The 23433-nt window shown below is 64.9% G+C and carries 26 protein-coding genes; 9 read left to right on the forward strand and 17 right to left on the reverse strand.

Annotation, left to right across the window (positions count from 1 at the left end; all coding sequences use genetic code 11):
- Positions 1–149 precede the first annotated feature (149 nt).
- From AC3WJD_RS19345 to AC3WJD_RS19365, 5 genes are all read right to left on the reverse strand, one after another.
- Positions 150–779, reverse strand: coding sequence for a F0F1 ATP synthase subunit B family protein (locus AC3WJD_RS19345; RefSeq protein ID WP_492748385.1), 630 nt, complete (start codon positions 777–779; stop codon positions 150–152).
- On the reverse strand, positions 772–1266 hold the full coding sequence (locus tag AC3WJD_RS19350; RefSeq protein ID WP_492748386.1) for a F0F1 ATP synthase subunit B family protein: 495 nt from the start codon (positions 1264–1266) through the stop codon (positions 772–774). The genes AC3WJD_RS19345 and AC3WJD_RS19350 overlap by 8 nt, the downstream gene beginning before the upstream one ends.
- Positions 1267–1328: 62 nt before the next feature.
- The gene (locus tag AC3WJD_RS19355; protein WP_017670380.1) at positions 1329–1556 is read right to left on the reverse strand and encodes a F0F1 ATP synthase subunit C; all 228 of its coding nucleotides are present in this window, start codon (positions 1554–1556) and stop codon (positions 1329–1331) included.
- A 46-nt stretch (positions 1557–1602) separates the two neighbouring features.
- Positions 1603–2361, reverse strand: a complete 759-nt coding sequence (locus tag AC3WJD_RS19360) for a F0F1 ATP synthase subunit A (protein WP_492748406.1) — start codon at positions 2359–2361, stop codon at positions 1603–1605.
- Between the two features lie 69 nt (positions 2362–2430).
- Positions 2431–2748 (reverse strand): AtpZ/AtpI family protein, encoded by a 318-nt coding sequence (locus tag AC3WJD_RS19365; protein ID WP_492748407.1) that lies wholly within the window; start codon positions 2746–2748, stop codon positions 2431–2433.
- A 277-nt stretch (positions 2749–3025) separates the two neighbouring features.
- Between AC3WJD_RS19365 and AC3WJD_RS19370 the strand changes: the two genes are divergently transcribed.
- Entirely contained in the window at positions 3026–3724 is a 699-nt protein-coding gene (locus tag AC3WJD_RS19370; RefSeq protein ID WP_492748387.1) for a dioxygenase family protein, read from the forward strand.
- Between the two features lie 59 nt (positions 3725–3783).
- Here AC3WJD_RS19370 and AC3WJD_RS19375 read toward each other — a convergent pair whose 3' ends face one another.
- From AC3WJD_RS19375 to AC3WJD_RS19385, 3 genes are read right to left on the reverse strand one after another with little or no spacing between them, the layout of a single operon-like run.
- Positions 3784–4185: a YdbL family probable chaperone protein gene (locus AC3WJD_RS19375; protein ID WP_492748388.1), complete on the reverse strand. Its 402-nt coding sequence runs from the start codon at positions 4183–4185 to the stop codon at positions 3784–3786.
- Positions 4182–4355, reverse strand: a complete 174-nt coding sequence (locus AC3WJD_RS19380; RefSeq protein ID WP_492748408.1) for a YnbE family lipoprotein — start codon at positions 4353–4355, stop codon at positions 4182–4184. The genes AC3WJD_RS19375 and AC3WJD_RS19380 overlap by 4 nt, the downstream gene beginning before the upstream one ends.
- 56 nt (positions 4356–4411) lie before the next feature.
- Entirely contained in the window at positions 4412–7609 is a 3198-nt protein-coding gene (locus AC3WJD_RS19385; RefSeq protein ID WP_492748389.1) for an intermembrane phospholipid transport YdbH family protein, read from the reverse strand.
- Positions 7610–7702: 93 nt separating this feature from the next.
- On the opposite strand from AC3WJD_RS19385, the gene radC reads away from it, so the two are divergent.
- A complete protein-coding gene (gene radC / locus AC3WJD_RS19390; RefSeq protein WP_492748390.1) occupies positions 7703–8401 on the forward strand; it encodes a RadC family protein in 699 nt (232 codons plus the stop codon).
- Between the two features lie 62 nt (positions 8402–8463).
- On the opposite strand, the gene AC3WJD_RS19395 is transcribed toward radC, so the two are convergent.
- Together AC3WJD_RS19395 and AC3WJD_RS19400 are read right to left on the reverse strand one after the other, a co-directional pair.
- Complete coding sequence (locus AC3WJD_RS19395) at positions 8464–8868, reverse strand: EF-hand domain-containing protein (RefSeq protein ID WP_492748391.1); 405 nt, start codon at positions 8866–8868, stop codon at positions 8464–8466.
- A gap of 203 nt (positions 8869–9071) precedes the next feature.
- On the reverse strand, positions 9072–9413 hold the full coding sequence (locus AC3WJD_RS19400) for an EF-hand domain-containing protein (RefSeq protein WP_492748392.1): 342 nt from the start codon (positions 9411–9413) through the stop codon (positions 9072–9074).
- Positions 9414–9565: 152 nt separating this feature from the next.
- On the opposite strand from AC3WJD_RS19400, the gene purB reads away from it, so the two are divergent.
- Positions 9566–10879 carry an adenylosuccinate lyase gene (gene purB, locus AC3WJD_RS19405; RefSeq protein WP_492748393.1) on the forward strand — a complete coding sequence of 438 codons (1314 nt, stop codon included), beginning with the start codon at positions 9566–9568 and terminating at the stop codon, positions 10877–10879.
- 874 nt (positions 10880–11753) lie between these two features.
- On the opposite strand, the gene dnaJ is transcribed toward purB, so the two are convergent.
- Together dnaJ and dnaK are read right to left on the reverse strand one after the other, a co-directional pair.
- The gene (dnaJ, locus tag AC3WJD_RS19410; RefSeq protein ID WP_492748394.1) at positions 11754–12881 is read right to left on the reverse strand and encodes a molecular chaperone DnaJ; all 1128 of its coding nucleotides are present in this window, start codon (positions 12879–12881) and stop codon (positions 11754–11756) included.
- Positions 12882–13006: 125 nt separating this feature from the next.
- Positions 13007–14914 (reverse strand): molecular chaperone DnaK, encoded by a 1908-nt coding sequence (gene dnaK, locus AC3WJD_RS19415; protein ID WP_492748395.1) that lies wholly within the window; start codon positions 14912–14914, stop codon positions 13007–13009.
- Between the two features lie 146 nt (positions 14915–15060).
- Between dnaK and AC3WJD_RS19420 the strand changes: the two genes are divergently transcribed.
- Positions 15061–15528: a copper chaperone PCu(A)C gene (locus AC3WJD_RS19420; protein WP_492748396.1), complete on the forward strand. Its 468-nt coding sequence runs from the start codon at positions 15061–15063 to the stop codon at positions 15526–15528.
- Positions 15525–15983, forward strand: coding sequence for a vgr related protein (locus AC3WJD_RS19425; protein WP_492748397.1), 459 nt, complete (start codon positions 15525–15527; stop codon positions 15981–15983). The genes AC3WJD_RS19420 and AC3WJD_RS19425 overlap by 4 nt, the downstream gene beginning before the upstream one ends.
- Here AC3WJD_RS19425 and AC3WJD_RS19430 read toward each other — a convergent pair.
- Genes AC3WJD_RS19430 through AC3WJD_RS19445 form a run of 4 tightly spaced genes read right to left on the reverse strand, consistent with a single transcriptional unit; the run spans position 15980 to position 18145 of the window.
- Positions 15980–16288, reverse strand: coding sequence for a polyhydroxyalkanoic acid system family protein (locus tag AC3WJD_RS19430; RefSeq protein ID WP_492748398.1), 309 nt, complete (start codon positions 16286–16288; stop codon positions 15980–15982). The genes AC3WJD_RS19425 and AC3WJD_RS19430 overlap by 4 nt on opposite strands.
- Before the next feature lie 42 nt (positions 16289–16330).
- Positions 16331–16876: a nucleotide exchange factor GrpE gene (grpE, locus tag AC3WJD_RS19435; RefSeq protein ID WP_492748399.1), complete on the reverse strand. Its 546-nt coding sequence runs from the start codon at positions 16874–16876 to the stop codon at positions 16331–16333.
- Positions 16873–17916 (reverse strand): heat-inducible transcriptional repressor HrcA, encoded by a 1044-nt coding sequence (gene hrcA, locus AC3WJD_RS19440; protein ID WP_492748400.1) that lies wholly within the window; start codon positions 17914–17916, stop codon positions 16873–16875. Before hrcA ends, grpE begins: the two co-directional genes overlap by 4 nt.
- Before the next feature lie 28 nt (positions 17917–17944).
- Complete coding sequence (locus AC3WJD_RS19445; RefSeq protein WP_492748401.1) at positions 17945–18145, reverse strand: hypothetical protein; 201 nt, start codon at positions 18143–18145, stop codon at positions 17945–17947.
- Between the two features lie 206 nt (positions 18146–18351).
- Between AC3WJD_RS19445 and rph the strand changes: the two genes are divergently transcribed.
- The 3 genes from rph to hemW all read left to right on the forward strand — a co-directional run bounded on the left by rph (position 18352) and on the right by hemW (position 20945).
- Positions 18352–19068 carry a ribonuclease PH gene (gene rph / locus AC3WJD_RS19450; RefSeq protein WP_492748402.1) on the forward strand — a complete coding sequence of 239 codons (717 nt, stop codon included), beginning with the start codon at positions 18352–18354 and terminating at the stop codon, positions 19066–19068.
- 11 nt (positions 19069–19079) lie between these two features.
- On the forward strand, positions 19080–19706 hold the full coding sequence (rdgB, locus tag AC3WJD_RS19455; RefSeq protein ID WP_492748403.1) for an RdgB/HAM1 family non-canonical purine NTP pyrophosphatase: 627 nt from the start codon (positions 19080–19082) through the stop codon (positions 19704–19706).
- Positions 19707–19817: 111 nt separating this feature from the next.
- Positions 19818–20945 carry a radical SAM family heme chaperone HemW gene (hemW, locus tag AC3WJD_RS19460; protein ID WP_492748404.1) on the forward strand — a complete coding sequence of 376 codons (1128 nt, stop codon included), beginning with the start codon at positions 19818–19820 and terminating at the stop codon, positions 20943–20945.
- 411 nt (positions 20946–21356) lie between these two features.
- On the opposite strand, the gene AC3WJD_RS19465 is transcribed toward hemW, so the two are convergent.
- The gene (locus tag AC3WJD_RS19465; protein WP_492748405.1) at positions 21357–22556 is read right to left on the reverse strand and encodes a penicillin-binding protein activator; all 1200 of its coding nucleotides are present in this window, start codon (positions 22554–22556) and stop codon (positions 21357–21359) included.
- Between the two features lie 13 nt (positions 22557–22569).
- Between AC3WJD_RS19465 and rsmI the strand changes: the two genes are divergently transcribed.
- The coding region (gene rsmI / locus AC3WJD_RS19470) for a 16S rRNA (cytidine(1402)-2'-O)-methyltransferase (protein ID WP_492748409.1) at positions 22570–23433 on the forward strand (864 nt) is incomplete at its 3' end.

Consider the following 23433-nt stretch of genomic DNA (forward strand, 5'->3'; position numbering starts at 1 on the left):
ACAGGCCGAAGACAAGACTGCATCCGACCAACGCCAACACTCAAATCAAGCCTTGCAACGCGGGAGCCATCCAGACAGGACGTTTCGCGCACAAACGAAAACGGGCAGCCAATGGCTGCCCGCTTCGTGTTTCGCGATGCCTCGCTCGATCAGTTGAGGCGCGACCCCAGACCCGCGATGGTCTGATCGACCAGCGCCTTGTCCTGCGCCGCCCCGTGCCCGTCCGCGATCAGCGTCGCAGCGGCGTTGGCGGCCGCCTCGGCAGCCTTGGCGCGGACCTCGGCGATCGCGGCGCGTTCGGCGGCCTCGATCTTGCCCTCGGCCATCTTGGCGCGACGCGCAGTCAGGTCCTTGGCCTGCGCCTTGGCGTCGGCCAGGATCTGCTTCGCCTCGGCCTCGGCATGCTCGCGCATCGTGACGGCTTCGGCCTCGGCGGATTTCACCTTGGCCTCGTACTCGGCGCGCAGCGCCTCCGCCTCGGCACGGAGCTTCTTGGCTTCGTCCAGATTCTGCCGAATTTCGCCGATCTTCTTGTCGAGCGCCGCACCGATGATGGCAGGCACCTTCTTCCAGATCAGGATGCCGAGGAAGACCGCCATCGCGAGCGAGACCCAGGCGGTGGCGTCCATGCCGACGGCCTTGGGAGCGGCATGCGCGGCCGCGCCGCCATGCGCCTCGGTGGTCGCGCTGTGCTCGAGGCTTTCGCCCTGACCATGCTCGGCCGCGGTGAGGTTGGCGGCCACTTCGGCCGATCCGTTTGCTGCTGCCGTCTCAGACATTTGCGAGCGCCGCCTTCACTGCATTGGCCGCCTGGGCCGGGGTTACCTTGGCGCCGGAAAGCTTGGCGACCATCTCCTGCGCAGCTTCCGAAGCAACGGCTTCGACATCCGCCATCGCCTTGACGGTCGCCGCCTTGATGCGCGCCTCGGCGGCGGCGATCTGCTCGGCGGTCTCGGCATCGGCCTTGGCGAGTGTCTTTTCGGACTCCGCGGTGGCTTTGGCCTTTGCGCCCTGGGTGATCTTGAGCGCCTCGGCGCGGTTCGCCTCTGCCTTCGCCCGATAGGCTTCCTCACGCGCATCGGCTTCCGCACGGGCACATTCGGCGGCGGCGAGGTCGTCGGCAATCTGCTTGTCGCGCAGGTCCACCGTCCCCTGGATCTTCGGCACCATGCCGAGGCCGATCACGAAGAAGACGAGGCCGAACGTCAGCAGCAGCCAGAAGATCTGCGACGCATAGGTTGCGGCTATCTGGGCAATCTGGGGCATTTCACCTGTATCCGTATCCTGCCGCCCGGGAACGCGCCCCGGGCGGAGGTTTCAATACGTTGTTACGCGACGAAGATCAGGATCATCGCGACGACGAACGCGAGCAGACCGAGAAGCTCGGCGGCCGCGAAGCCGATGAAGAGGCGGCCCTGCTGGCCGTCGGCCGCCGCGGGGTTGCGCAGCGCGCTCTCGAGGAACGAGCCGAAGACGTTGCCCACGCCGATGGCGGCCATGCCGGCGCCGATGGCTGCGAGACCTGCACCGATCAGCTTTGCTGCTTCTGCGTCCATTTGAATAACTCCTTTTCTTAAATCCGAAGAACTAGTGGTTGAAAACTCAGTGAAGATGCTCGGCGTCGTTGATGTAGAGCGACGTCAGCAGCGCGAACACATAGGCCTGGATGCCAGCGACCAGCAGCTCGAGTGCGCTGATGCCGATCATCAGCACGAAGCTCGGGATACCGACCATCGCGCCGAAGCCGAGGCCCGCATTGGTGCTGTTGATGACGAAGCCCGCGAGCACCTTCAGCAGCACGTGGCCGGCGGTCATCGCGACGAAGAGTCGCAGACCGAGGCTGAAGGGACGCACCATGAACGAGACGAACTCGATCGGTGCGATGATCGGGATCATCGGCAGCGGCGTGCCGTGCGGCACGAACAGCGAGAAGAAGTGAAGGCCATGCTTCCAGAAACCGACGATGAGCACGATCGAGAAGGACATGATCGCGAGCACGCCGGTGACGGTCAGGTGGCTGGTGAAGGTGAAGGGGTGTGCGCCAAACAGGCCGATGGGCAGCAGCCCGAGGATGTTGGCGAAGAGGATGAACATGAACAACGAGAAGACATAGGGCATGTATTTGCGCCCTGCTTCCCCGACATTCTGGACGAGCAGGTTCGAGATGAAGCTCGTCATCAACTCCACAGCGGCCTGCCAGCGGCCGGGGACGAGCTGACGCTTCATGCCACCAAGCATGAACACCCAGAGCACAACCGCGGTGATCGCCATCCAAAGCGAGGAATTGGTGAACGCGATGTTGTAACCGGCAATGCTCAGATGATCGGTGCCGAACAACGGCTCGATCGTGAACTGATGCATCGGGTCGATTTTACCAGACTCGGCTGCCACCAATAAAACCCCAAATCCTGCAACCAAAGCGCCCGAAAATCACTTCGAGCGCTGGTTTGAAATCCTGATGATATTCCTGAAGGCGACGATGATCCCGAGGAACAGCATCACCAGCAGGGCCCAGGGCGACGTGCCCGCCAGGCGATCGATCACCCAGCCGACCAGCGCGCCACCGGCCATTCCCCCGACCAGTTCGGCGAGCACCCGGTTGCCCAGACGATAATTCTCGTCATGGCCGTCCTGCGGCGTCCCCTTTCTGACCTTCTCTTTGTGATGCGCTTGCTTCAACCGCTGCTGGAGCGACGAGAGCCGAGCATCCTCTTCGAGGGGGTCCTGCCCGGGTTCGCTTTCTGCCATGCTGTCCCTTTCTTCGTGCCGAAGACAGGGCGCAGCATAACCGACGAGCGAGCCCGCCAAGGCGCGGCCCGTTTAGGAAGCGATGTCGCTTAAGTCAACCGCAGTGGTGCAGTGCGAAAATCCCCATGGATTCCCGCGATTTTCGGCGATTGCTGCGCGCTACCGCTTCCGAGGCGCACCAACGGGAAGCGGATTCGCCCATATGCGCGCTTTGGCGCAAGCACGGCGCTATGCTAGCCAGCGGAACCACCCCGTCTGAAACAGGGGAGCTACCGCCATGAAGATGGTCGATTCGCCTTACAAGGGCGTGACGGGTGACAGTAGCGAAGCGTATCGGCGGACACGTCGCGAGGTGATCGGCTGGACGGCAGGCGGGATCGCGCTGATCGGCAGCGGGGTCATTGGCCGCGCCGCAGCGGCGATACCGACCGACACGATGACGATCGGCCCCTTCTATCCCGTTCTGAAGCCGCTCGATCAGGATGGCGACCTGACCGTCGTCAACGGTGTCGCCACGCATGCCAAGGGCACGATCGTCGATCTTTCGGGCCGCGTGCTCAAGGCCGACGGAACGCCTGCTGCCGGCGCACGCGTCGAGATATGGCAGGCCAACGCCGCGGGGCGCTACGCGCACCCCGCCGACGCCTCGGGCGCGCCGCCCGATCCGGGGTTCCAGGGATTCGGCGTGCAGTTGACCGACACCGAGGGCCGCTATCACTTCAGAACGATCAAGCCCGGCGCCTATCGGATTCCCGACGGACGCGTCCGGACCCCGCATATCCATTTCGACGTACAGGGCCGCTCGAGCCGAATCGTCTCGCAGATGTTCATTCCCGACGAACCGCTCAACACGTCGGACTTTCTGCTGAAGGTCGCCGATGCGCCCGAAACGCTGATGGCGCGCAAACTGGCGCCACCGGCCGCGGCGCCCCATGTGCTCATGCTTGAATGGGACATCGTGCTGGTCAGCGGCTAACGTCGCCCCAGCCTTCGCGGGGGCGACGGTCAAGTGTGTCAACTCAAGCGAAACAGACCCTAGCCTACGCTGGGGCAGTAGTCCGGCTTGGGAACCGGCGCGCTGCCCTCGCGGACGCGCCAGACGCCGTCGGTGCCGCGATACGCGCGGCCCGGGCCGACCTTGCTGGTCAGCGTCTGGCAGCCCGTCGCCGCTGCCATGTCCGACACGCTCACACCGCGCTTGGCGGCGAGATCGGTATAGGCCGCGCGCCGCTTGATATTGATCGCGTCGACCTCTGCCTTGACAGCCGCCGAGGGCGGGTTGCGGAAGCCGAGATAGCCGTCGGCCTGCTCGCCGACATCGCCGCTCGCAAGCGCTGCTGAAACTGCTCCGGACTGCGCGCGGGCGACACCCGCAACGCCGGCGGTGAGCACGAGCGCGACGCCCAGGCCGATGATGATTTTGCGGTTCTTGGTCATTGCGGAAACAACTCCGGATGGTTCTCTATCAACTGTTGCGCGTCCTGCTGGAGCTTCACAACCACTTCCTGCCGGACATTGACGTTGAGATTGATCTCGATCGGCTTGTCCGGCGCCTTGACCTGGATGCACCCGCCAAGAATAGCGGACAGCCCCAACAGGGCCAACATCCCGGGCGGACCGGCACGCACCGCATCGCGAGCGTCCCTCGTCAACTTCGCGCTCTTCATTGCATTTTCTCGCTTTCGTCAGGCTGAACGGGTTTGGCGGGCTCCTCTGCCGCCTCGAACCCGGGAAGGTTCTGGCGAATCAGCAGGCTCGGATCGGTGAAGCTGCGCGCGGTGTTGAGCAAGCCCCGAAACGGCGCGCGTATGGTGATGTTGAAGATGAAGGGCAGACCGAGGAACTGTCCGGTCAGGCTGCCCGGCGTAACGTCCACCGTGCCCTGATTGGTCCCGGTGAAGCGTACTTGTGTCACCATCTCGGCATCGAGCGGGCCGTTGAGGTCGATCGCAAGCCGGCTGTACCTGATCGACTTGAGCGCGTCGAAGGCCATCGAGCCGAAGGTGCCGAGGTCCTCGTTGGAGACCTGGCCGACATAGGCGAGCGTGCCGCCACCCTCGCGCACGACGAGCCGTCCGCCCTCGATCCGCCCGCCGGTCTGGTCGAACACCATCGGAATCGTACCGTCGAACGTGCCGGTGACGTTGATGTCCTTCAATTCGAACTGGTTGATGAACTGCGCGGCATCGAGCCCGACGACGCGGAAGGTCAGCCGCCTTTCCTTCTGGATGTCGAAATCGAGCACGGTGGGATCGAGGATCAGCTCACCCCCGGCAAAGGGCCAGCGCCCGCCCTCGATCTGGACCTTCTGGTCGGGCAGCAGCTGATAGTCGATATAGCCGTTGAGCACAGCGATGCCCGGGTTGACCTCTCCCAGATACAGCCTTTGCCCAGGGGCGCTGACGATGCCGAGCAGGTCGGTGAAGCGCAATTCGCCCGACGCGGCGGTGACGGGGCCAAAGGCGGCCGCGAGATCGGCATTCTCGGTACGGAATACGCCGTCGCTCGTCACGCCCTCGGGCGACCAGCGGATATTGCCGCGGCCAGTGACGGTCGCGCGCACATTCGCCACAACGCCGAGCGCAAGCCGCGTGAGCGTATCGGGCTGGAAGCCTTCACCGAAGTTCAACCCGGCGACATCCAGCACCGCCGCCCCAGTTCCCGGCCCCAGATTGTGCACGATATCGACATTGGCGACCGTCTTCCTGCTCGCAGGATCACGCAGCTGGCCACGCGCCGTGACGCGGCTGTCCTTGAGTTGGAGCGTGAAGTCCTCGCTCACCAGCGGATTGAAGCGCGGCTGCGCCTCGGCATCGGCGACGCGCAGACCGCCGTCGAGCGCGAGGACGCCGCCCTTGAGCGTCCATTTGCCCGCGCCTTCTGAAATGATCAGCGGCACATTGGCGATCTGCCCGCCCGTTCCCGAGAAGGTGCCGGAGATCGCGCCGCCGCGAAAACCGCCGGCGAGCCGATCGATGTCGAGCCGCGTGACATGATCGGAGGTCCCGAGCCGCAGCGCGATGTCAGCCGCGGTGAAACCCTGCCGCGCAAAGCCGATCTCGGCGCCCGACGCCGCGACCGACACGGGGCTCCCGCCGAGCCGCCCCTTGAGCCGTGGCGCCCGCACGCGCGCGCCGCCGCTCAGCTGGCCCGACGGGCTCATCGCGAGCAGCGCTGGTCCTTGCGCCGGGCACAGCGTCATCCGGCTCGCGTCAAGCGCGAGTCCCGCCACCCTGAGCGTGGTGAAAGCCAGCGGTGCACAACCGGGATTGAGCAGGAGGCCGCCGCCCCTGCCCAGCCGCCCGTCGAGCGGCAGCGTCAGCCCCGTGACGCGCCCATCGCCCAGCGGTCCGTCGAGCGTCATGCGCGTCTCGAAACGCGTATCCCCGGCGGCCGCCGCGCTGAAACGGACGGGTGACAGCGCCAGCCGCGCATCGCCGGCGGCATAGGGCGCGAAGGTTGCGATACCCGTGATCGGTGCGCCTGGCCGGCGCTGGCTGAGTTGCACAACCGCGCCGGGAAATCCGCCGCCACCGAGCGTCAGCCGGCCATCGACCAGCGCTTCGCCCGTCCCCGGCCAGCCGAAGCGGATCCCCTGCCCGTCGGACAGGCTGATCCGCGCGCCGCTGCGGCTGATTGCGGCGAGCGAAGCGACGCGCAGCGAACCCGCGCTGCCGCGATGCGCGACCGAGAAGTCGGCATTGAGCGTGGCGTCGCGCCCCGCTCGCGTCAACGCATCGGCAAGCGCGCGCGCGATTGGCCCCGCGGGTGTGCCCTCCGCCGAGGCGCCGAATCCCGCGATCCGCGTCAGGGTCCTGGCGTCGAGCCCGCTGCGTTCGATTTCGGCGCGCCCGGTGAACCCCGCGCCCACGCCCTCGGGCTTCCGCCCGACTTCATAGTCGCCCTTGATCGAGACGCCCTGCCCCGTAACCCCCGCCGCGGCAATATTCTGCGCCGCGATCTTGATATCGCCGCGCGTCATGGCGCGGCGGCCATCGAAGCCGATCGTGCCGATGATCCCGCCGAGCTGGGTCGTTCCCATGCGCGCATTGCGGACGTCGACCCCGGCCGAGCCCTGCCACGCGTCAAGCGCCTCGCTGAACCCGGCGTCGATTGCGGCCTGTGGCCGTTCGATCGCCAGATCCTGCCCGGCACACGCAAAGCGGTCGGCGCGGACGGGCCCGGTCACCTTGGGGCGCTTGTCGGCGATCGCGAGGTCTAGCCATGCCGTCGTGCCCGACAGCGCGCAGTCGCCGATAGCCATCTGCGGCGCGACCGCGGCAAGCTTGCCGCGAAAGCCGCTGGAGAGATTGCCGCGCCCCTCGAGCTTGGCGCCGATCGGGCCGTTGGGCAGGTCAAGCCGCAGCCGCGCGTCGCTGAGCTCGACGCTGACGTCGGGCAGCGCGAAGGGCTCACCCGTGGGTTCGGGCAGCAGCCGGTCGACTGCACCAAAGGAAAAGGTGCCGTCGACCAGCCTGCCGTGCAGCCGGACGCCGTGCGCGCGGATCGCGCTAACCTTGGGCCCGGTCAGTCCGAAGCGCGTGATCACCTCCGCCCATTCGGCGGTGAGGTCGGGATTTTCGGGATTGCCGATGACGAGGTTTTCGATGCGCTGCGTGCGGAAACCGATCTTCTCGATCTCGTACCGCGCCTCGACCCCGCGATCTTCGAGCATGTCGCCGACGATGTTGTCGACGATCGGCTTGCGCTGCGTCCAGGTCGCGAACAGTGCCATCGCGACAACTGCGGCCGTGCCGAGCGCGATGCGGGCGACGCGTCGCGGACGCGGCGGCCACTGGGTGCCAACGGTTTCCTCGATCTCCTCGATGACCTCGTCGACCAGGCCTTCGTCCTTGCTCACCCTGCCTCCCGGCCCACGCTACCCGTTCATTTCGCAACCCAAACGTCCGAGCGTCATTGCGGTTGCGTCCAAGCGCTTATACTCCTTGCAACAATGAGCGGGGATGAACAGGACGGCAAGGGGCATGGCGGCGCCGGCCATCGCGCGCGGCTGCGCAAGCGGCTGATCGAGGGCGGTGGCGATGCGCTGCTCGACCATGAATTGATCGAATATCTGCTCGCAACCGCGATCCCGCGCATCGATACCAAGCCGATCGCCAAGGCGCTGCTCGCCGAATTCGGCGGTGTTGGGGGCGTCTTCTCGGCGGACGCGGAAGCGCTGTCGCGCGTCAGGGGCGTCGGTGAGGGCGGTGTGGCAGCGATCAAGATCGTGCAGGCAACCGCGCTCAGGCTGCTCCGCGCCGAGGTGGTCGAGCGCCCGGTGCTCGCAAGCTGGCAGGCGTTGCTCGATTATCTGCGCGCCGACATGGCGCATATCAGCGTCGAGCGCGTTCGTGTGCTTCATCTCAACACGCGCAACATGCTGATCCGTGACGAACTGGTGAGCGAGGGATCGATCGATCAGGCTGCGATCTATGCGCGCGAGGTCGTCCGCCGCGCGATCGATCTGGGGTCGGCGGCACTGATCCTCGTCCACAACCATCCCAGCGGCGACCCGTCCCCCAGCCGTCAGGATATCGCGCTCACGCGCGACATTGCTGAAGCGGGCAAGCGGCTCGGGATCACGGTGCACGACCACATCATCATCGGCGCGCAGGGTCATTCGAGCATGCGCGCGCTCGGGCTGCTTTAATGAGCACAATAAAAAAGGGCGGCCCCTGCGGGCCGCCCAATCCATGCGTCCGGTAGCGACGATCAGCCCTGGAGGAACTTGGTCAGTTCACCCTTGCTGACGGTCTTGTTCTTGTCGGCATCAGCCTGTGCGAAAGCCTGACCGGCCCATGTCGTCAATTCCGCTTCGGGCGTGGCGTCACCGCCGGCCTGGCGGAGCTTGAGCATCCAAGCGGAGAATTCCTCCTTGCTCAGTTCGCCATTGGCGTCCTTGTCATAGGCGGGGAAGTCCGCATCGACGACCTGCTGGACCTGCGACGTCGCCGAAGCCTGGGGCTGCGCAGCAGCGTCCTGTGCGGGAGCCGCGGGTGCAGCCTCGGCGGGCGCCTGTGTCGCAGTCGTCTCGCTCGGGGCCGTAGGCTGCGCTTCCTGCGCGATGGCCGGGGCAGAGAGCGCGATCGCGCTGGCGAAAATAACGGTACGAATCATCAAACAAACTCCTGAATTCTCAAAAACTGTTTCCGTGGCGCAATGATTTCGGCGATCACTCTCCCAGCCACGCAGCGATAAACCACATGATTAGCCTTCGGGTTCCTGAACAAGCCGCGGCTTGGTCGCGATTCGTCGTTCCATGATTTCGATTCATGGTCGAATCGTTGCATCCGCACGACGATCTTGCGAGAGACGTCCAGTTACTTCTTGATCTTCGAACGCAGGAATTGCGTGAATTCTTCAGGGGACACCTGCTTGTCCGCATTCCCGTCCGCCTTGGCAAAGGACGTGTCTGCCCAGGCCTGAAGCTGAGCGGGGTCTTCTGCTGTTCCGTTGGACTGCGTCCGGAGCGCAATCAGCCAGGATGCAAATTCCTCGGTGGTCAGGTGCCCCTTGCCGCCGTGGTCGTAGCGCGGCCAGTCCGCGGCGATCGCGGCATCGAGCGTCTGCTCGGGCACGGCCGGCTGCGGCTGCTGCACCTGTTGCGCGTCAGCCGCGCTGGCCAGCACAAGCGCGCCTGCAATGATCAGGATGCGCGACATCTCTCGTCTCCTCGGCGAGTTGATCGGTGCGCGGACCATGTTGCCACGTCGATCGAATGGCCACAATTGAAGCTGCGCCCTGCCCCTGCTATCGCGCGCCCCGACCGATTCCGTGCCGAAATTGCGGCCACTCGACTCCAGAAAGGTTCACCATGGTCCCCCGCTATGCCCGCCCCGCGATGACCGCGATCTGGGAACCCGAAGCGCGATTCCGCATCTGGTTCGAGATCGAGGCGCACGCTACCGAAGCGCTCGCCGAACTGGGTGTGGTCCCCGCGAGCGCGGCCAAGGCGCTATGGGACTGGTGGGCGACCAATCCTGCGATCGACGTCCCCGCAATCGACGCGATCGAGGCGGTGACCAAGCATGACGTCATCGCCTTCCTTACCTGGGTTGCCGAGAATGTCGGCGACGAGGCGCGCTTCATGCATCAGGGCATGACCTCGTCGGACGTGCTCGACACCTGCCTCGCGGTTCAGCTGAGCCGCGCGGCTGATATTTTGATTGCCGATCTCGACGCGCTTCTCGAGGTGCTCAAGCGCCGCGCTTATGAGCACAAGCTGACGCCCACCATCGGTCGTAGCCACGGCATCCACGCCGAACCCGTCACCTTCGGGCTCAAGCTTGCCCAGGCCTATGCCGAATTTGCGCGCAACAAGGAGCGCCTTATCGCCGCGCGCAGCGACATCGCTACCTGCGCCATCTCAGGCGCGGTGGGCACCTTCGCCAATATCGATCCGCGCGTCGAGGAGCATGTCGCCGAAAAGCTCGGCCTTTCGGTCGAGCCGACCTCGACCCAGGTGATCCCGCGCGATCGTCACGCGATGTTCTTCGCGACACTGGGCGTCATCGCCTCGTCGATCGAGCGGCTGGCGACGGAGGTTCGCCACCTCCAGCGCACCGAGGTGCTCGAGGCCGAGGAATATTTCTCGCCGGGCCAGAAAGGTTCGTCGGCGATGCCGCACAAGCGCAACCCGGTACTTACCGAGAATCTGACCGGCCTTGCGCGCATGGTACGCGGCTATGTCACCCCCGCGCTCGAAAATGTCGCGTTGTGGCACGAGCGGGACATCTCCCACAGCTCGGTGGAGCGCTATATCGGCCCAGATGCCACGATCACGCTTGACTTTGCACTCGCGCGCCTCACGGGCGTGATGGACAAGCTCGTCGTCTATCCGGAGCGCATGCAGAAGAATCTCGACCGCATGGGCGGGCTCGTCCATTCGCAGCGCGTGCTGCTCGCGCTTACGCAGGCCGGGGTCAGCCGCGAGGATTCCTATCGCCTCGTCCAGCGCAACGCGATGAAGGTCTGGGAATCGGATGGCGCGCTTTCGCTGCTCGACCTGCTCAAGGCCGATCCCGAGGTGGCCGCGGCGCTTTCGGTTGAGGAGATCGAGGACCGGTTCGACCTCGATTATCACTTCAAGAACGTCGACACGATCTTCGCACGCGTCTTTGGCGAATGAACGGATGCGATCGCTGCATCCGATGCAGCGATCGCAACCCATCGGCTCAATCGCCTCGACGAAAATCGCTATTTTCAGCCGCATCGCGCCGGAGCCCGTCACGGTTGCGAATCATGCAACTGCGTCAACGCGTTTTGAAATTGCGGCAAATTGAAATAATATTATCTATGCTGCATCGCACAATGAAGTGCGGGCGCGGGCAGGATCGCCCGCATCCGGAGAAAAGAAATGAAGCTGTTTGAGACGGCGACCAGCCTCGTGCTGTTGTTCGCCACGCAAGCGCTCGCGTTCGGCACTGTTCTGGTCGCCTGATTGCAGCCAGAAACCCCGCCAGAGGCCCCGTGCCCCGGCGGGGTTTTCTTTTTGCGCTTCGATCCTCGCCAGCCATAAGGTGGCTGCACCATCCGCTCGCCGGATCGGCGGAGCCGCATCAGCCTGAATATTATTTGAATGCAAACTACATATGCCGCCACATCGTGGCGTTTGCCCTGACAATTACGAATTATACGCGTTATTTTTGTTATAAATCAAACCAATTGCAAATTTCGCAATCGCCCTAACGCGTTTTAAAATTGCACCTACGTGCAATTTTCTTACCTAGAGGGGGTCGAGCATTCCAGCGCGGAGTTCAGGGGTCGCATCCTGCCGCGGAACGCAAGGCATAGCGCTCCTCCCAGCGATTGTGGCCTCCCTATACCACAATCGTAGGCGCTCGCGGTCAGGGCGACTCCTCTCCCTGCCCTGGTCGCAACACTCGAGACCCCGCCGGACATCCCTTTAGTCCGGCGGGGTTTTTCGTGCCTTCGCACAGCGCACAAAAAAGTGCCGGCTTTCGCCGGCACCTCACGGATGTTGCGTTGAATATCGCCGACGATCAGTCGGTCAGATCGTCCCACATCGTCTTGAGCTTGGAAAAGAAGCCGCTCGACGCGGGGCATTCGTCGCCCGTCTCGGTCTCGCGGAACTGCTCGAGCAGTTCCTTCTGCCTGGGGGAAAGTCGCGTCGGGGTCTCGACCTCGATCTGGACGACCATGTCGCCTTCGCCGCGCCCCTGGAGCACCGGCATGCCCGCCCCGCGCTGGCGGATCTGCTTGCCCGACTGGATGCCCGCGGGAATGCGGATCTCGTGCTCCACCTTGTCGAGCCCGGGTACAGTGATGCAACCACCGAGTGCCGCGGTGGTGAAGCTGATCGGCGCGCGACAGAACAGTGTCGTGCCCTCGCGTTCGAAGATCGGGTGCCGCTTCACATGGAGGAAGATATACAGGTCGCCCGGAGGCGCACCGCGTGCGCCCGCCTCGCCTTCGCCCGACAGCCGGATGCGCGTGCCCTCGTCGACACCCGCGGGGATATTGACCTCGAGCGCCTTTTCCTTGTCGACGCGGCCCTCGCCGCGGCACGACGGGCACGGATCGGCGATCACCTGGCCTGCGCCGTGACAGGCGGGGCAGGTACGCTCGACGACGAAGAAGCCCTGCTGGGCGCGCACCTGGCCGCGCCCGCCGCAGCTGTGGCAGGTCCTGGCCGAGGTCCCGGGTTTGGCGCCCGAGCCGTCGCACGGTTCGCAGCGCGCCGAGACGTCGACCGAAATTGACGTCTGCTTGCCGTGAAAGGCCTCTTCGAGCGTGATTTCAAGGTCGTAGCGCAGGTCGGCGCCACGACGCGCGGCCTCGCGCTGCCCGCCGCCAAAGCCCGCGCCGAAGATCGTCTCGAAAATGTCGCTGAAGCCCTCGAAGCCCGCTCCGCCCCCGCCGCCATTGCCAAAGCCGCCATTCTGGAAGCCGGCCTTGCCGAAACGGTCATAGGCCGCGCGCTTCTGCGGATCCTTCAGGCAGTCATAGGCTTCGTTGATCGCCTTGAACTTCGACTCGGAATCGATGCAGCCGCCGTTCTTGTCGGGATGATACTGCATGGCCAGCTTGCGGTACGCGGCCTTGATCGTTCGATCGTCGGCGGTCCGGTCGATTTCCAGCAGTTCGTAATAGTCAGCTTCGATGCTCATGCCGCCCCCGGCGTTCTTCCTGTGTCATCCCCGCGAAAGCGGGGATTCATGAACACGGACCATTCCGGAAAGAACGGCGTTCCTGGATTCCCACTTTCGCGGGAATGACACGGGAGAGTCATGCCTTAGCCCTTGTTTTCGTCGACTTCGGAGAATTCGGCATCGACGACATCGTCATCGGCCTTGGCGGCTTCACCCGTGTCCGCGCCTGGCGACGCGGCGGTGGCCTGCTCCTTCTCGTAGATCGCCTGGCCGAGCTTCATCGCGGCCTGTGCGAGCGCCTGCGCCTTCTCGGTCATCTGGGCGGGATCGCCGCCCTCGACCGCCGACTTGGCTTCGGCGACCGCAGCCTCGATCTCGGCCTTGAGGCTCGCGTCCACCTTGTCGCCATGCTCCTCGAGCTGCTTCTCGGTGGTGTGGATCAGGCTTTCGGCGTTGTTCTTCGCCTCGGCCGCCTCGCGACGCTTCTTGTCCTCCTCGGCGAACTGCTCGGCATCGCGGACCATCTGGTCGATGTCCGAATCCGAAAGGCCGCCCGAGGCCTGGATCTTGATCTGCTGCTCCTTGCCGGTGCCCTTGTCCTTCGCTGTCACGTGCACGATGCCGTTGGCATCGATGTCGAATGTCACCTCGATCTGCGGCACGCCGCGCGGCGCGGGCGGGATGCCGACCAGGTCGAACTGGCCGAGCAGCTTGTTGTCGGCCGCCATTTCCCGCTCGCCCTGGAACACGCGGATCGTCACCGCCTGCTGATTGTCATCGGCAGTCGAATAGACCTGCGATTTCTTGGTCGGGATGGTGGTGTTGCGATCGATCATGCGCGTGAACACGCCACCCAGCGTCTCGATGCCCAGCGACAGCGGGGTCACGTCGAGCAGGAGCACGTCCTTGACGTCGCCCTGGAGCACGCCCGCCTGGATCGCGGCACCCATCGCGACGACCTCGTCCGGGTTCACGCCGGTGTGCGGCTCCTTGTTGAAGAAGCTCTTCACGACTTCGCGCACCTTGGGCATGCGCGTCATGCCGCCGACGAGCACGACATCAGCGATATCGTCGGCCTTGACCCCCGCGTCGGCGAGCGCCTTGCGGCAGGGCTCGAGCGTGCGCTTGATCAGGTCCTCGACCAGCTTTTCCAGATCGGTGCGCGTGATCGACTTCACGAGATGCTTGGGGCCGTTCTGGTCGGCGGTGATGAAGGGCAGGTTGACCTCGGTCGACTGCGCCGAGCTCAGCTCGATCTTCGCTTTTTCCGCAGCTTCCTTCAGGCGCTGCAGCGCCAGCTTGTCCTTGGTGAGGTCAATGCCCTCGGCCTTTTTGAACTCGTCCGCCAGATACTGGACGATCTTGGCGTCGAAATCCTCGCCACCGAGGAAGGTGTCGCCGTTGGTCGCCTTCACCTCGAACACGCCATCGCCGATCTCGAGGATCGAGATGTCGAATGTGCCGCCACCAAGGTCATAGACCGCGATGGTCTTGCCGTCCTGCTTCTCGAGGCCATAGGCCAGCGCGGCCGCGGTCGGCTCGTTGATGATACGAAGCACCTCGAGGCCCGCGATCTTGCCCGCGTCCTTGGTCGCCTGGCGCTGCGCGTCGTTGAAATAGGCCGGCACGGTGATGACGGCCTGCTCGACGGTCTCGCCCAGATAGCTCTCGGCGGTTTCCTTCATCTTCTGCAGGATGAAGGCCGAGATCTGCGAGGGCGAATAATCCTCGCCGCCCGCCTTGACCCATGCGTCGCCATTGGGGCCCTTCACGATCGTGTAGGGAACCAGCTCGGTGTCCTTCTTGGTCACCGGATCGTCGAAGCGGCGGCCGATCAGGCGCTTCACCGCGAAGATCGTGTTGTCCGGATTGGTCACCGCCTGGCGCTTGGCCGGCTGCCCGATCAGGCGCTCGCCGTCCTTGGCGAAAGCGACGATCGACGGCGTGGTACGCGCGCCCTCGGCATTCTCGATGACCTTGGGTTTGCCGCCCTCCATCACCGCCACGCAGCTGTTGGTCGTACCAAGATCGATACCGATTACCTTGCCCATATTTCCCTCATTCCCCAGAATGTTCGAATGGCCCCCGGAGTGCCCCCGAAAGCCGAAGTTACGCGGGCGATATAGGAGGGCTTTTTCTTGTCGCAAGCGGGACGTGCGCCTAGTGAGGCAATAGATCGCCTGGAGGAGCCAGAATCATGCATTTTCGCCTTGCGCTTGCCCCCGTTCTTGCCGTCGCCGCGCTTGCGCTGGGAAGTTGCGGGCAAGACCCCGTCCTTTATGTCGACAAGGGCTGGGTTCGCCTCCCGGCGGTGATGGAAAATCCGGGAGCTGCCTATTTCACGGTGCATGGCGGGCTCAACGACGACACGCTGATCCGCGTCAGCTCGGATGTCGCGATCAAGACCGAGATGCACGATGTCGTCACCGAAAATGGCGTCACCAGGATGGTGCCGATCCAGTCGGTCCCCGTTCCTGCCAAGGGCAAGGTCGAGTTCAAGCCCGGCGGCAAGCATGTGATGCTGTTCGACATGCGCCGCAATCTGAAGGCGGGCGACACGATCCGGCTCGACTTCACCTTCGCCAGCGGCGAGCAGATCTATATCGACGCCCCGCTCAACGCCGCGGGCACCGCCGCACCCGGTGAGGAGCATAACAAGCATTGAGCAGCCGCTCGCTGACCGTCGCCGAGCGCCGCCTCGCCGTGAGCGTTTTCGGCGACGCGATCGACTATGATGCGGTCACCATCCATGACCGCAAATGGTGGTGGTTCCAGCCACGCCGCGTCACGATGGCGCCCGATGGGCATATCTGGTTCCACCCCAAGGGCGGGCTCTATTGCGACGATTTCTGCGATCGTGACCTGTCCGCCCAAGGGTTGTTCATCCACGAAATGACGCATGTCTGGCAGCGTCAGAAAGGCATTTTCCTCCCGCTCGCCCGCCATCCATTCTGCCGCTACGACTATGTGCTCAAGCCTGGCTGGCCGCTCGAACGCTATGGCATCGAGCAGCAGGCCGAGATCGTGAAGCACGCCTTCCTGCTGCGTCAGGGCACAACGGTGTGCGGCGCGGCGCCACTGGTGCAATATGAAAGCGTGCTGCCGTTTCGGCGGCGCTAGCGCCGGTCTTCCAGCAATAGCTTCTCACCCTTTTGCCGGATCGCGGCTTCGATCACGGGCCCCATGAACGACAGCGCCATGGGCAACTCCACGGTCAGCCGGACGAAATGCTCATGCACGTCGATCGTGCCCGTCACCTGCTGGCCGAGCGCGCCGACCACGATCGCCATGCGGTCGGGCCCGGGCCAGGACGACGACACTTCCGCAATCCCGCCGGGAATATGCGCGGGGAGTTCGCCGATCCGCGATTGCAGGCGGCGCTTGACCTCGTCGCGCTCGAGCTTGTGCGGAATATCGATGATCATCGGGTCAGGATTCCGGTTGGGGCAACCTTGCCCCGGCCGCGCTCAATCCGGCTTCTTCGCCACGCCCACCAGCGCGGGGCGCAGCAGCCGATCCTTGATCATATAGCCCGCCTGCATCTCCTGCACGATCGTGCCGGGTTCGGCGTCGGCGCTGGGAATCTCGATCATCGCCTGGTGACGGTTGGGATCGAGCGCCTCGCCGAGCGCGGTGATACGCGTGATGCCGTTGCGCTCGAACACGCTGGTAAGTTCCTTGGCGGTCGCCTCGATGCCCGCGAGAAGCCCCTTGAGCTTGTCGTCCGAGCGTAGCTCAGCGGGAACGGCTTCGAGCGCGCGGCCGAGATTGTCGGCAACCGAAAGGATATCGCGCGCAAAGCCCGTCGCGGCATAGGCGCGCGCATCCTGCGCGTCCTTTTCGAGACGGCGGCGGACATTCTGGACCTCTGCCTGCGCATAGAGCACCGCCTGCTTGGCCTCGGCCAGATCGGTCTCAAGCTCGGCAAGGCGATCGAGCCCGTTATTCTCGGGTGCAGCCGTTGCGGCGTTTTCCTGCGCCGGGGCTTCGTCCAAATTCTGTTCGTCGTTCATCCGATCAATCTCGATAATGTCTGTGCGGTGAAGTCCACCATGGGAACCACGCGGGCATAGTTCAAGCGCGTCGGGCCGATTACGCCGACGACGCCGACGACGCGACCGTCCTGCCCGCGATACGGCGCCGCTATGACCGACGAACCCGATAACGAAAAGAGTTTGTTTTCGGATCCGATGAATATGCGCGTCGCAGCCCCTGAGCGTGCGCTGTCGAGAAGGCGCGCGATTTCCTCCTTGCCTTCGAGCTCGTCGAGAAGGTGGCGGACGCGGTCAAGGTCCGCCGCGGCAGCTGCATCAATCAGGTTTGCCTGTCCGCGCACGATCAGCACCGGGCGCTGTGCGCCGTCCTCGGACCAGAGTGCGAGACCCCGCGCGATCAGTTCGCCCGCGACGGCATCGAGGGCGGCACGCCCTTCCGAAATCTCTCGTTCGACCCGCACGCGCGCTTCGGACAGCGTGAGCCCCGAAAGCACAGCGCTCATATAATTCGCGGCTTCGTTGAGCGCTGCTGGGGTCATGCCACGCGGGAGCTCGACGACGCGATTCTCGACGGAACCGTCAGCACCCACCAGTACCGCCAGCGCCTGATGTTGCGACAGCGGTACGAAACCGAACTGGCGCAGCACCGGCTCGCGCTTGGGGACCAGTACGAGCCCCGCGCAGGCCGACAGCCCAGAAAGCACAGCGGTTGCCGCGGTCAGCGCCTCCTCGATCGGACCCGTCGCGGTGACGCGCGATTCGATCGCGGCGCGTTCCGCCGCGCTGGGCTCGGCGACCTGCATCATGCCGTCCACGAACAGTCGCAGCCCGGTTTCGGTGGGCATGCGACCCGCCGAAGTATGCGGACTGCTGAGCAATCCCGCCTCCTCGAGATCCTGCATTACGTTGCGGATCGAGGCCGGCGACAGGTTGAGCACCGACAGTTTCGAAATTGTCCGCGAACCAACGGGTTGCCCCGTCTCGAGATAGCCTTCGACCACCATCCGGAAGATGTCGCGCGCGCGATCGGTCAGTTCGGTGACGGACGGAGCGTTCATGCAAGAAGATGTAGGGTCTTATGGCCTGCTAGCGCAACCGCCGCGCAACAAGGATCGCGACTAGCCCGGCCACCGCCAGCCCCGCACCGCGAATCGTCCATTCGCCCATGCCGATCATGAAACTCTCGGCAGGCCAGCGGATATAGCCCGTCCCCTGCCCCATCCACAGCATGCCGATCAGGAATGCGAGCAGCCCGGCGGCGATCAATATCGCCTTGAGTATCTTCATGGTCGCCTCCGCCCCACTAGAGCTAGTCCTTATAGTGTCATTCCCGCGAAAGCGGGAATCCAGGCGATGTTGAAGGACCACGCAGTTCTGGCCCAGCTTCCCTGGATTCCCGCTTTCGCGGGAATGACACCAAAGGATACAGGAATGAGACTGGAACGGACGACCCGGGAAGTCTAAAGCGCCCCCGAAATTCAAAGGAGACCTGCATGCGCCCTTCCGGCCGCGCCCCCGATCAGATGCGCACCATCAACATCGAATCGCGCTTCACCAAACATGCCGAGGGCTCGTGCCTGATCGGCTTTGGCGAGACCAAGGTGCTCGTCACCGCTTCGGTGGAGGAGCGCGTTCCTCCCTTTCTGCGCGGCAAGGGCGAAGGCTGGGTCACGGCGGAATATGGCATGCTCCCACGCGCGACGCACACGCGCGGCAATCGCGAGGCGGCCAAGGGCAAGCAGTCGGGCCGGACGCAGGAAATCCAGCGGCTGATCGGCCGCTCGCTGCGCGCGGTCGTCGATCTCAAAGCACTGGGCGAGCGCCAGATCGTGCTCGATTGCGACGTGATCCAGGCCGATGGCGGCACGCGTACCGCCTCGATCTCAGGCGCCTGGGTCGCACTGCGCCTCGCGGTCGACACGCTCATCGAAAAGAAACTGCTGACGGTCGACCCGATCAGGCAGAGGGTCGCCGCGGTTTCGTGCGGCATCTACAATGGCACCCCGGTGCTCGACCTCGACTATGACGAGGATTCGAACGCGGGTGCCGACGCCAATTTCGTGCTGACCGAAGACGGCAACATCGCCGAGGCGCAAGCGACCGCCGAGGGCGAGACCTATGACGAGGAAGCGCTGCTCCGCCTGCTCCGCCTCGCACGCATCGGCTGCGCCGACATCTTCGCGGCGCAGGCCGCAGCGACCGGACGGTAAGGGAGCACGCGATGAGCGAGGAAACCGGCCGTCAGGCGATCCGCAAGCTGCAACCCGGCAAGCTGGTGATTGCCAGCCACAATCCCGGCAAGGTCCGCGAGATCGCCGAACTGTTGAACGGCCATGGCCTCGAGGTGATCTCGGCCGCCTCGCTCGATTTGCCCGAGCCCGACGAGACGGGCACCACCTTCATTGCCAATGCCGAACTGAAGGCGATGGCAGCCGCCGATCTTTCGGGCCTGCCCGCGCTTGCCGATGACAGCGGCCTGTGCGTCGAGGCGCTGGGCGGCGAGCCGGGGATCTTCTCGGCGCGCTGGGCGGGACCCGAAAAGGACTTCAACGAGGCCATGCGCCGCATCGAGATGAACCTGCAGCAGAAAGACCCTGAAACCGGCCGCGACGCGCACTTCGTCTGTGCGCTGTCGCTTGCCTGGCCCGACGGTCATATCGAGAGCTTCGAAGGCCGCGTCGACGGCGTGCTCGTCTGGCCGCCGCGTGGGCAACAGGGTTTCGGCTACGACCCGATGTTCCAGCCCAATGGCTTCGACATCACCTTCGGCGAGATGGAGCCCGAGGCCAAGCACCGCATGAGCCACCGCGCCGACGCCTTCGCGCAGCTCGTCGCCGCGGTATTCTGAATGGCCGAAGCCCTCACTGTGTCATTGCCGCACAAGCGGGAATCCAGTGAGGCCCCCGCCGGGGTCGAGCATCATCCGGATTCCCGCCTGAGGCATGACACTCAAGAGCCATTGGCCCTCTACATCCACTGGCCGTTCTGCGTCTCCAAATGCCCCTATTGCGACTTCAACAGCCATGTCCGCGACGGCATCGACCAGGATCAGTGGCGCGCCGCACTGCTCGCCGACCTCGCACATGAAGCCGCGCTGACGCCGGGCCGCAAGCTTGGTTCGATATTCTTCGGAGGCGGGACGCCCTCGCTGATGCCGCCCGCGACGGTCGCCGCGCTCCTCGACGCAGCCGAGCGCCACTGGGGCTTCACCGCCGATATCGAGATCACGCTGGAGGCCAATCCCTCCTCGGTCGAGGCCGCGCGCTTCGCCGACATCGCCGCCGCCGGGGTCAACCGCGTCTCGCTCGGGCTTCAGGCGCTCGACGACGAGGCGCTGCATTTTCTCGGTCGCGCGCATGACGTGTCGGAGGGGCTCGCAGCACTCGACACCGCGCAGCGTGTCTTCGATCGCGTCAGCTTCGACCTGATCTATGCGCGTCCCGGTCAGTCGCTCAACGACTGGGATGCCGAGCTTGCGCGTGCGCTGTCCTTCGGCACCGCGCATCTCTCGCTCTACCAGCTCACCATCGAACCCGGCACGCGCTTCGCGACGCTGGTCGCGCAGGGCAAGCTGCCCGAGGTCGATCCCGATCGCGGCGCCGACCTGTTCGAACAGACCCGCGCGCAGACCGCGGCGGCGGGCCTGCCCGCCTATGAGATCTCGAACCACGCCCGGCCGGGCGAGGAAAGCCGGCACAACCTCACCTATTGGCGCTATGGCGATTATGTCGGCGTCGGCCCCGGAGCACATGGCCGACGCGGAGCCCTCGCCACCTTCCGCCGAAAGAAGCCCGAAAACTGGCTCGCGGCGATCGACCGCAACACGCACGGTATCGAGAGCGAAACCCCGCTCGATCCACGCGACCGCGCGCGCGAGGCGCTGCTGATGGGGCTGAGACTCGCCGAGGGCGTCGACCTCGAGCGGGTCGCTGCGATGAGCGGGATCCCCGCGACCGATCTCGTCGCGCCCGAAGCCGTCGCGCTGCTGCAGCACCAGAAGCTGATCGATCAGTCGGGGCCCAGGCTCCGCGTCAGCGAAGCCGGAATGCTCGTGCTCGACCGGATCCTCGCCGAAGTGGTCGCCTGAAGGCTAGGTCCGAAAAGGGGCGGGGAGCGGGTATGGCGCTTCTACCCTCTCCCGCTTTCGCGGGAGAGGCAACGGAGACTTGGCCGCGTGCGGCCTAGTCGCAGTCGGTGAGGGTCTTTTCTGGTATTACGCCGGGCTCGGTGCGTTAGGAAAAGGAAGAAGACCCTCACCCATCCCTCTCCCGCGAAGGGCGGGAGAGGGATCAAGGCCATGCCCGCAACTGCTCGAACGCAGACGCAAAAAGCTGTCCTACACCACCGCCTTTTGTCACCGTCGCCGCGTAACCGTTTCCTGAAAGGAACCATTCCCAGCGTACGGAAAAAATCGAAAAAACCGATCAATCACGCCCTACTGATCGACGCAATTTTTTCCATACGCCGAACCTTCCTAACCTTTGACCCGCGCGGCGGCTCAGTCGCCAAAGGTCCTGGGTGCGGGCGACACGACACTGAACCTGCCGGCATCCACCTGCTGAACCTCGAGCGCGCGTTGCGCGATACCGTCCCTGTCGAAGCGGAAGGCGCCGTCGATCCCCGAAAAGCCGCCCTGATCACCGAGCACGCGCGCCGGGAATGCCGTTCCCACCTTCCAGTCGCGCGCAACCCGCGTGACGAGCAGCACCGCGTCATAGCCAAGGCTCGACAAGCGATAGGGCGCCTTGCCGTAACGCGCGCGATATTTGGTGGCAAGCTGGTTGTAGAGCCCGTCAGAAACGCTCGCGAACCATGCGCCGCGCAGCACGAGATTGTTGGCGAGCGAGCTTTCCGTGTTCCACAGCTCGGTGCCGAGCAGACGCGCATTGGCACCGCCGCCCTTGCGCACCATCGGCGCGAGCTGGACCGCGATGCCGCCGCTGTCCGCGATCAGCAGCGCGTCGTACGAACTGGTCTGCCCCAAACGCTGGACTGCCGCTTGCATCGAACGCTGAGAACGGTCGTAATTCTGCATGCCGACCATGCGCCCGCCCGCGGCCTCGACCGCGCGGATCATCGCGTTGGAAGCGCGCTGGCCATAGGTGCCATTGGGCGCGAGCCCGGCGAAGCTTGCGGCGCCCTTGCTGCGCGCATAGCCGACGACACGTTCGATCGACTGCGCGGGGCTGTAGCCGAGCAGCCATGTGCCGCTGCCCACCACGCTCGCGTCATTCGAAAAGCTGATGATCGGAACACTGGCCTTGCGCGCGACGGGCGCGACCGTCCGGACATCCTCGGCCAGCAGCGGGCCGAGGATCACCTTGTTACCCTCGGCGATCGCCTTCTGCGCCGCCGCGGCTGCGCCCAGCGCGGTATCATAGGTCGTCACGCGGATCTGCTTGCCGCCGGTGTCGAGCACCGCAAGGTTGGCGGCATTGGCGATCGCTTCGCCGACGCCCGCATTGCTGCCCGTCATCGGGACAAGCAGCGCGACGCGGTGGCGCAACTGATCCTCGGGAAGCCCCGGCCCCACCGGCCCTTCGGGTTGCTCGATCACGGGCTTGGGCGCAGGCTTGCCCTTGGGCACCATCGTCTGGCACCCGGCGAGCGCGAGCCCGGCAAGCAGCACACCGAATGTTCCGACGCCGCGCGCCTTCCTTGCACCAGCCGGTTGCAGCCTCAGCACCGCATCTGCCATGAACCATCCTCTCATGAACGCAAAACTCGAACCCGGTCTGTATATCGTCGCAACCCCCATCGGCAATCTTTCCGATCTGTCGCCGCGCGCCGCGAGCATATTGTCGAACGCCGATATGATCGCGTGCGAAGACAGTCGTGTGACGGCCAAGCTGCTCCAGCACATGGGCGTGAGGCGGCCGATGATGCCCTATCACGATCACAATGCCGACCGCGTGCGGCCAGGGTTGATCGCGAGAATGGGCAATGAATCCATAGCCTTGGTGAGCGATGCCGGCACCCCCCTGATTTCCGATCCGGGCTACAAGCTGGTGCGCGACGCGCGCGCCGCCGGGGTTCCCGTCATCACCATACCAGGCCCGTGCGCGGCGATCGCCGCGCTGACGCTTGCGGGGCTGCCGAGCGATCGCTTCCTCTTTCTCGGCTTCCTGCCGCCCAAGCAAAAGGCGCGCGCCGATGCGATCGCAGAGATCGCGGCGGTGCGCGCGACGCTGATACTCTACGAATCGGGCCCGCGGCTCGCCGCGACGCTCGCCGCACTCGCCGAGGGGCTGGGCGATCGCGAGGCCGCGGTCGCGCGCGAGATCAGCAAGCGCTTTGAGGAATGCGTGACCGAAAGCCTGTCGTCACTCGCCGCGCGCTATGCCGACAATCCTCCCAAGGGCGAGATCGTCGTCATTGTCGCGCCGCCGGGAGAAGCGCCCGCGCCGACCGAGGACGACGCCGACAGTGCGCTTGCCGAGGCGCTGAGCCGCCTGCCGCCCGCCAAGGCGGCGGGCGAGGTCGCGAAGAAGCTCGGGCTCGATCGCAAGGCGCTCTATGCACGCGCGATGGAACTGAAGAGCCAAAGCCCCTCCCCTTTAGGGGAGGGGTTGGGG

The sequence above is a fragment of the Sphingobium sp. FW306-1B-F04DB genome, assembly GCF_058781925.1.

Bases quoted from the DNA above. Each gene is read 5' to 3' on its own strand.
- AC3WJD_RS19420 (WP_492748396.1), top strand. From the start codon at position 15,061: ATGCATTTTCGCCTTGCGCTTGCCCCCGTTCTTGCCGTCGCCGCGCTT.
- AC3WJD_RS19375 (WP_492748388.1), bottom strand. From the start codon at position 4,185: ATGACCAAGAACCGCAAAATCATCATCGGCCTGGGCGTCGCGCTCGTG.
- hrcA (WP_492748400.1), bottom strand. From the start codon at position 17,916: ATGAACGCTCCGTCCGTCACCGAACTGACCGATCGCGCGCGCGACATC.
- radC (WP_492748390.1), top strand. From the start codon at position 7,703: ATGAGCGGGGATGAACAGGACGGCAAGGGGCATGGCGGCGCCGGCCAT.
- rph (WP_492748402.1), top strand. From the start codon at position 18,352: ATGCGCCCTTCCGGCCGCGCCCCCGATCAGATGCGCACCATCAACATC.
- AC3WJD_RS19400 (WP_492748392.1), bottom strand. From the start codon at position 9,413: ATGTCGCGCATCCTGATCATTGCAGGCGCGCTTGTGCTGGCCAGCGCG.
- purB (WP_492748393.1), top strand. From the start codon at position 9,566: ATGGTCCCCCGCTATGCCCGCCCCGCGATGACCGCGATCTGGGAACCC.
- dnaK (WP_492748395.1), bottom strand. From the start codon at position 14,914: ATGGGCAAGGTAATCGGTATCGATCTTGGTACGACCAACAGCTGCGTG.
- AC3WJD_RS19430 (WP_492748398.1), bottom strand. From the start codon at position 16,288: ATGATCATCGATATTCCGCACAAGCTCGAGCGCGACGAGGTCAAGCGC.
- grpE (WP_492748399.1), bottom strand. From the start codon at position 16,876: ATGAACGACGAACAGAATTTGGACGAAGCCCCGGCGCAGGAAAACGCC.
- AC3WJD_RS19445 (WP_492748401.1), bottom strand. From the start codon at position 18,145: ATGAAGATACTCAAGGCGATATTGATCGCCGCCGGGCTGCTCGCATTC.
- AC3WJD_RS19350 (WP_492748386.1), bottom strand. From the start codon at position 1,266: ATGCCCCAGATTGCCCAGATAGCCGCAACCTATGCGTCGCAGATCTTC.
- rdgB (WP_492748403.1), top strand. From the start codon at position 19,080: ATGAGCGAGGAAACCGGCCGTCAGGCGATCCGCAAGCTGCAACCCGGC.
- AC3WJD_RS19360 (WP_492748406.1), bottom strand. From the start codon at position 2,361: ATGCATCAGTTCACGATCGAGCCGTTGTTCGGCACCGATCATCTGAGC.
- AC3WJD_RS19380 (WP_492748408.1), bottom strand. From the start codon at position 4,355: ATGTTGGCCCTGTTGGGGCTGTCCGCTATTCTTGGCGGGTGCATCCAG.
- AC3WJD_RS19355 (WP_017670380.1), bottom strand. From the start codon at position 1,556: ATGGACGCAGAAGCAGCAAAGCTGATCGGTGCAGGTCTCGCAGCCATC.
- AC3WJD_RS19365 (WP_492748407.1), bottom strand. From the start codon at position 2,748: ATGGCAGAAAGCGAACCCGGGCAGGACCCCCTCGAAGAGGATGCTCGG.
- dnaJ (WP_492748394.1), bottom strand. From the start codon at position 12,881: ATGAGCATCGAAGCTGACTATTACGAACTGCTGGAAATCGACCGGACC.
- AC3WJD_RS19370 (WP_492748387.1), top strand. From the start codon at position 3,026: ATGAAGATGGTCGATTCGCCTTACAAGGGCGTGACGGGTGACAGTAGC.
- AC3WJD_RS19395 (WP_492748391.1), bottom strand. From the start codon at position 8,868: ATGATTCGTACCGTTATTTTCGCCAGCGCGATCGCGCTCTCTGCCCCG.
- AC3WJD_RS19465 (WP_492748405.1), bottom strand. From the start codon at position 22,556: ATGGCAGATGCGGTGCTGAGGCTGCAACCGGCTGGTGCAAGGAAGGCG.
- AC3WJD_RS19345 (WP_492748385.1), bottom strand. From the start codon at position 779: ATGTCTGAGACGGCAGCAGCAAACGGATCGGCCGAAGTGGCCGCCAAC.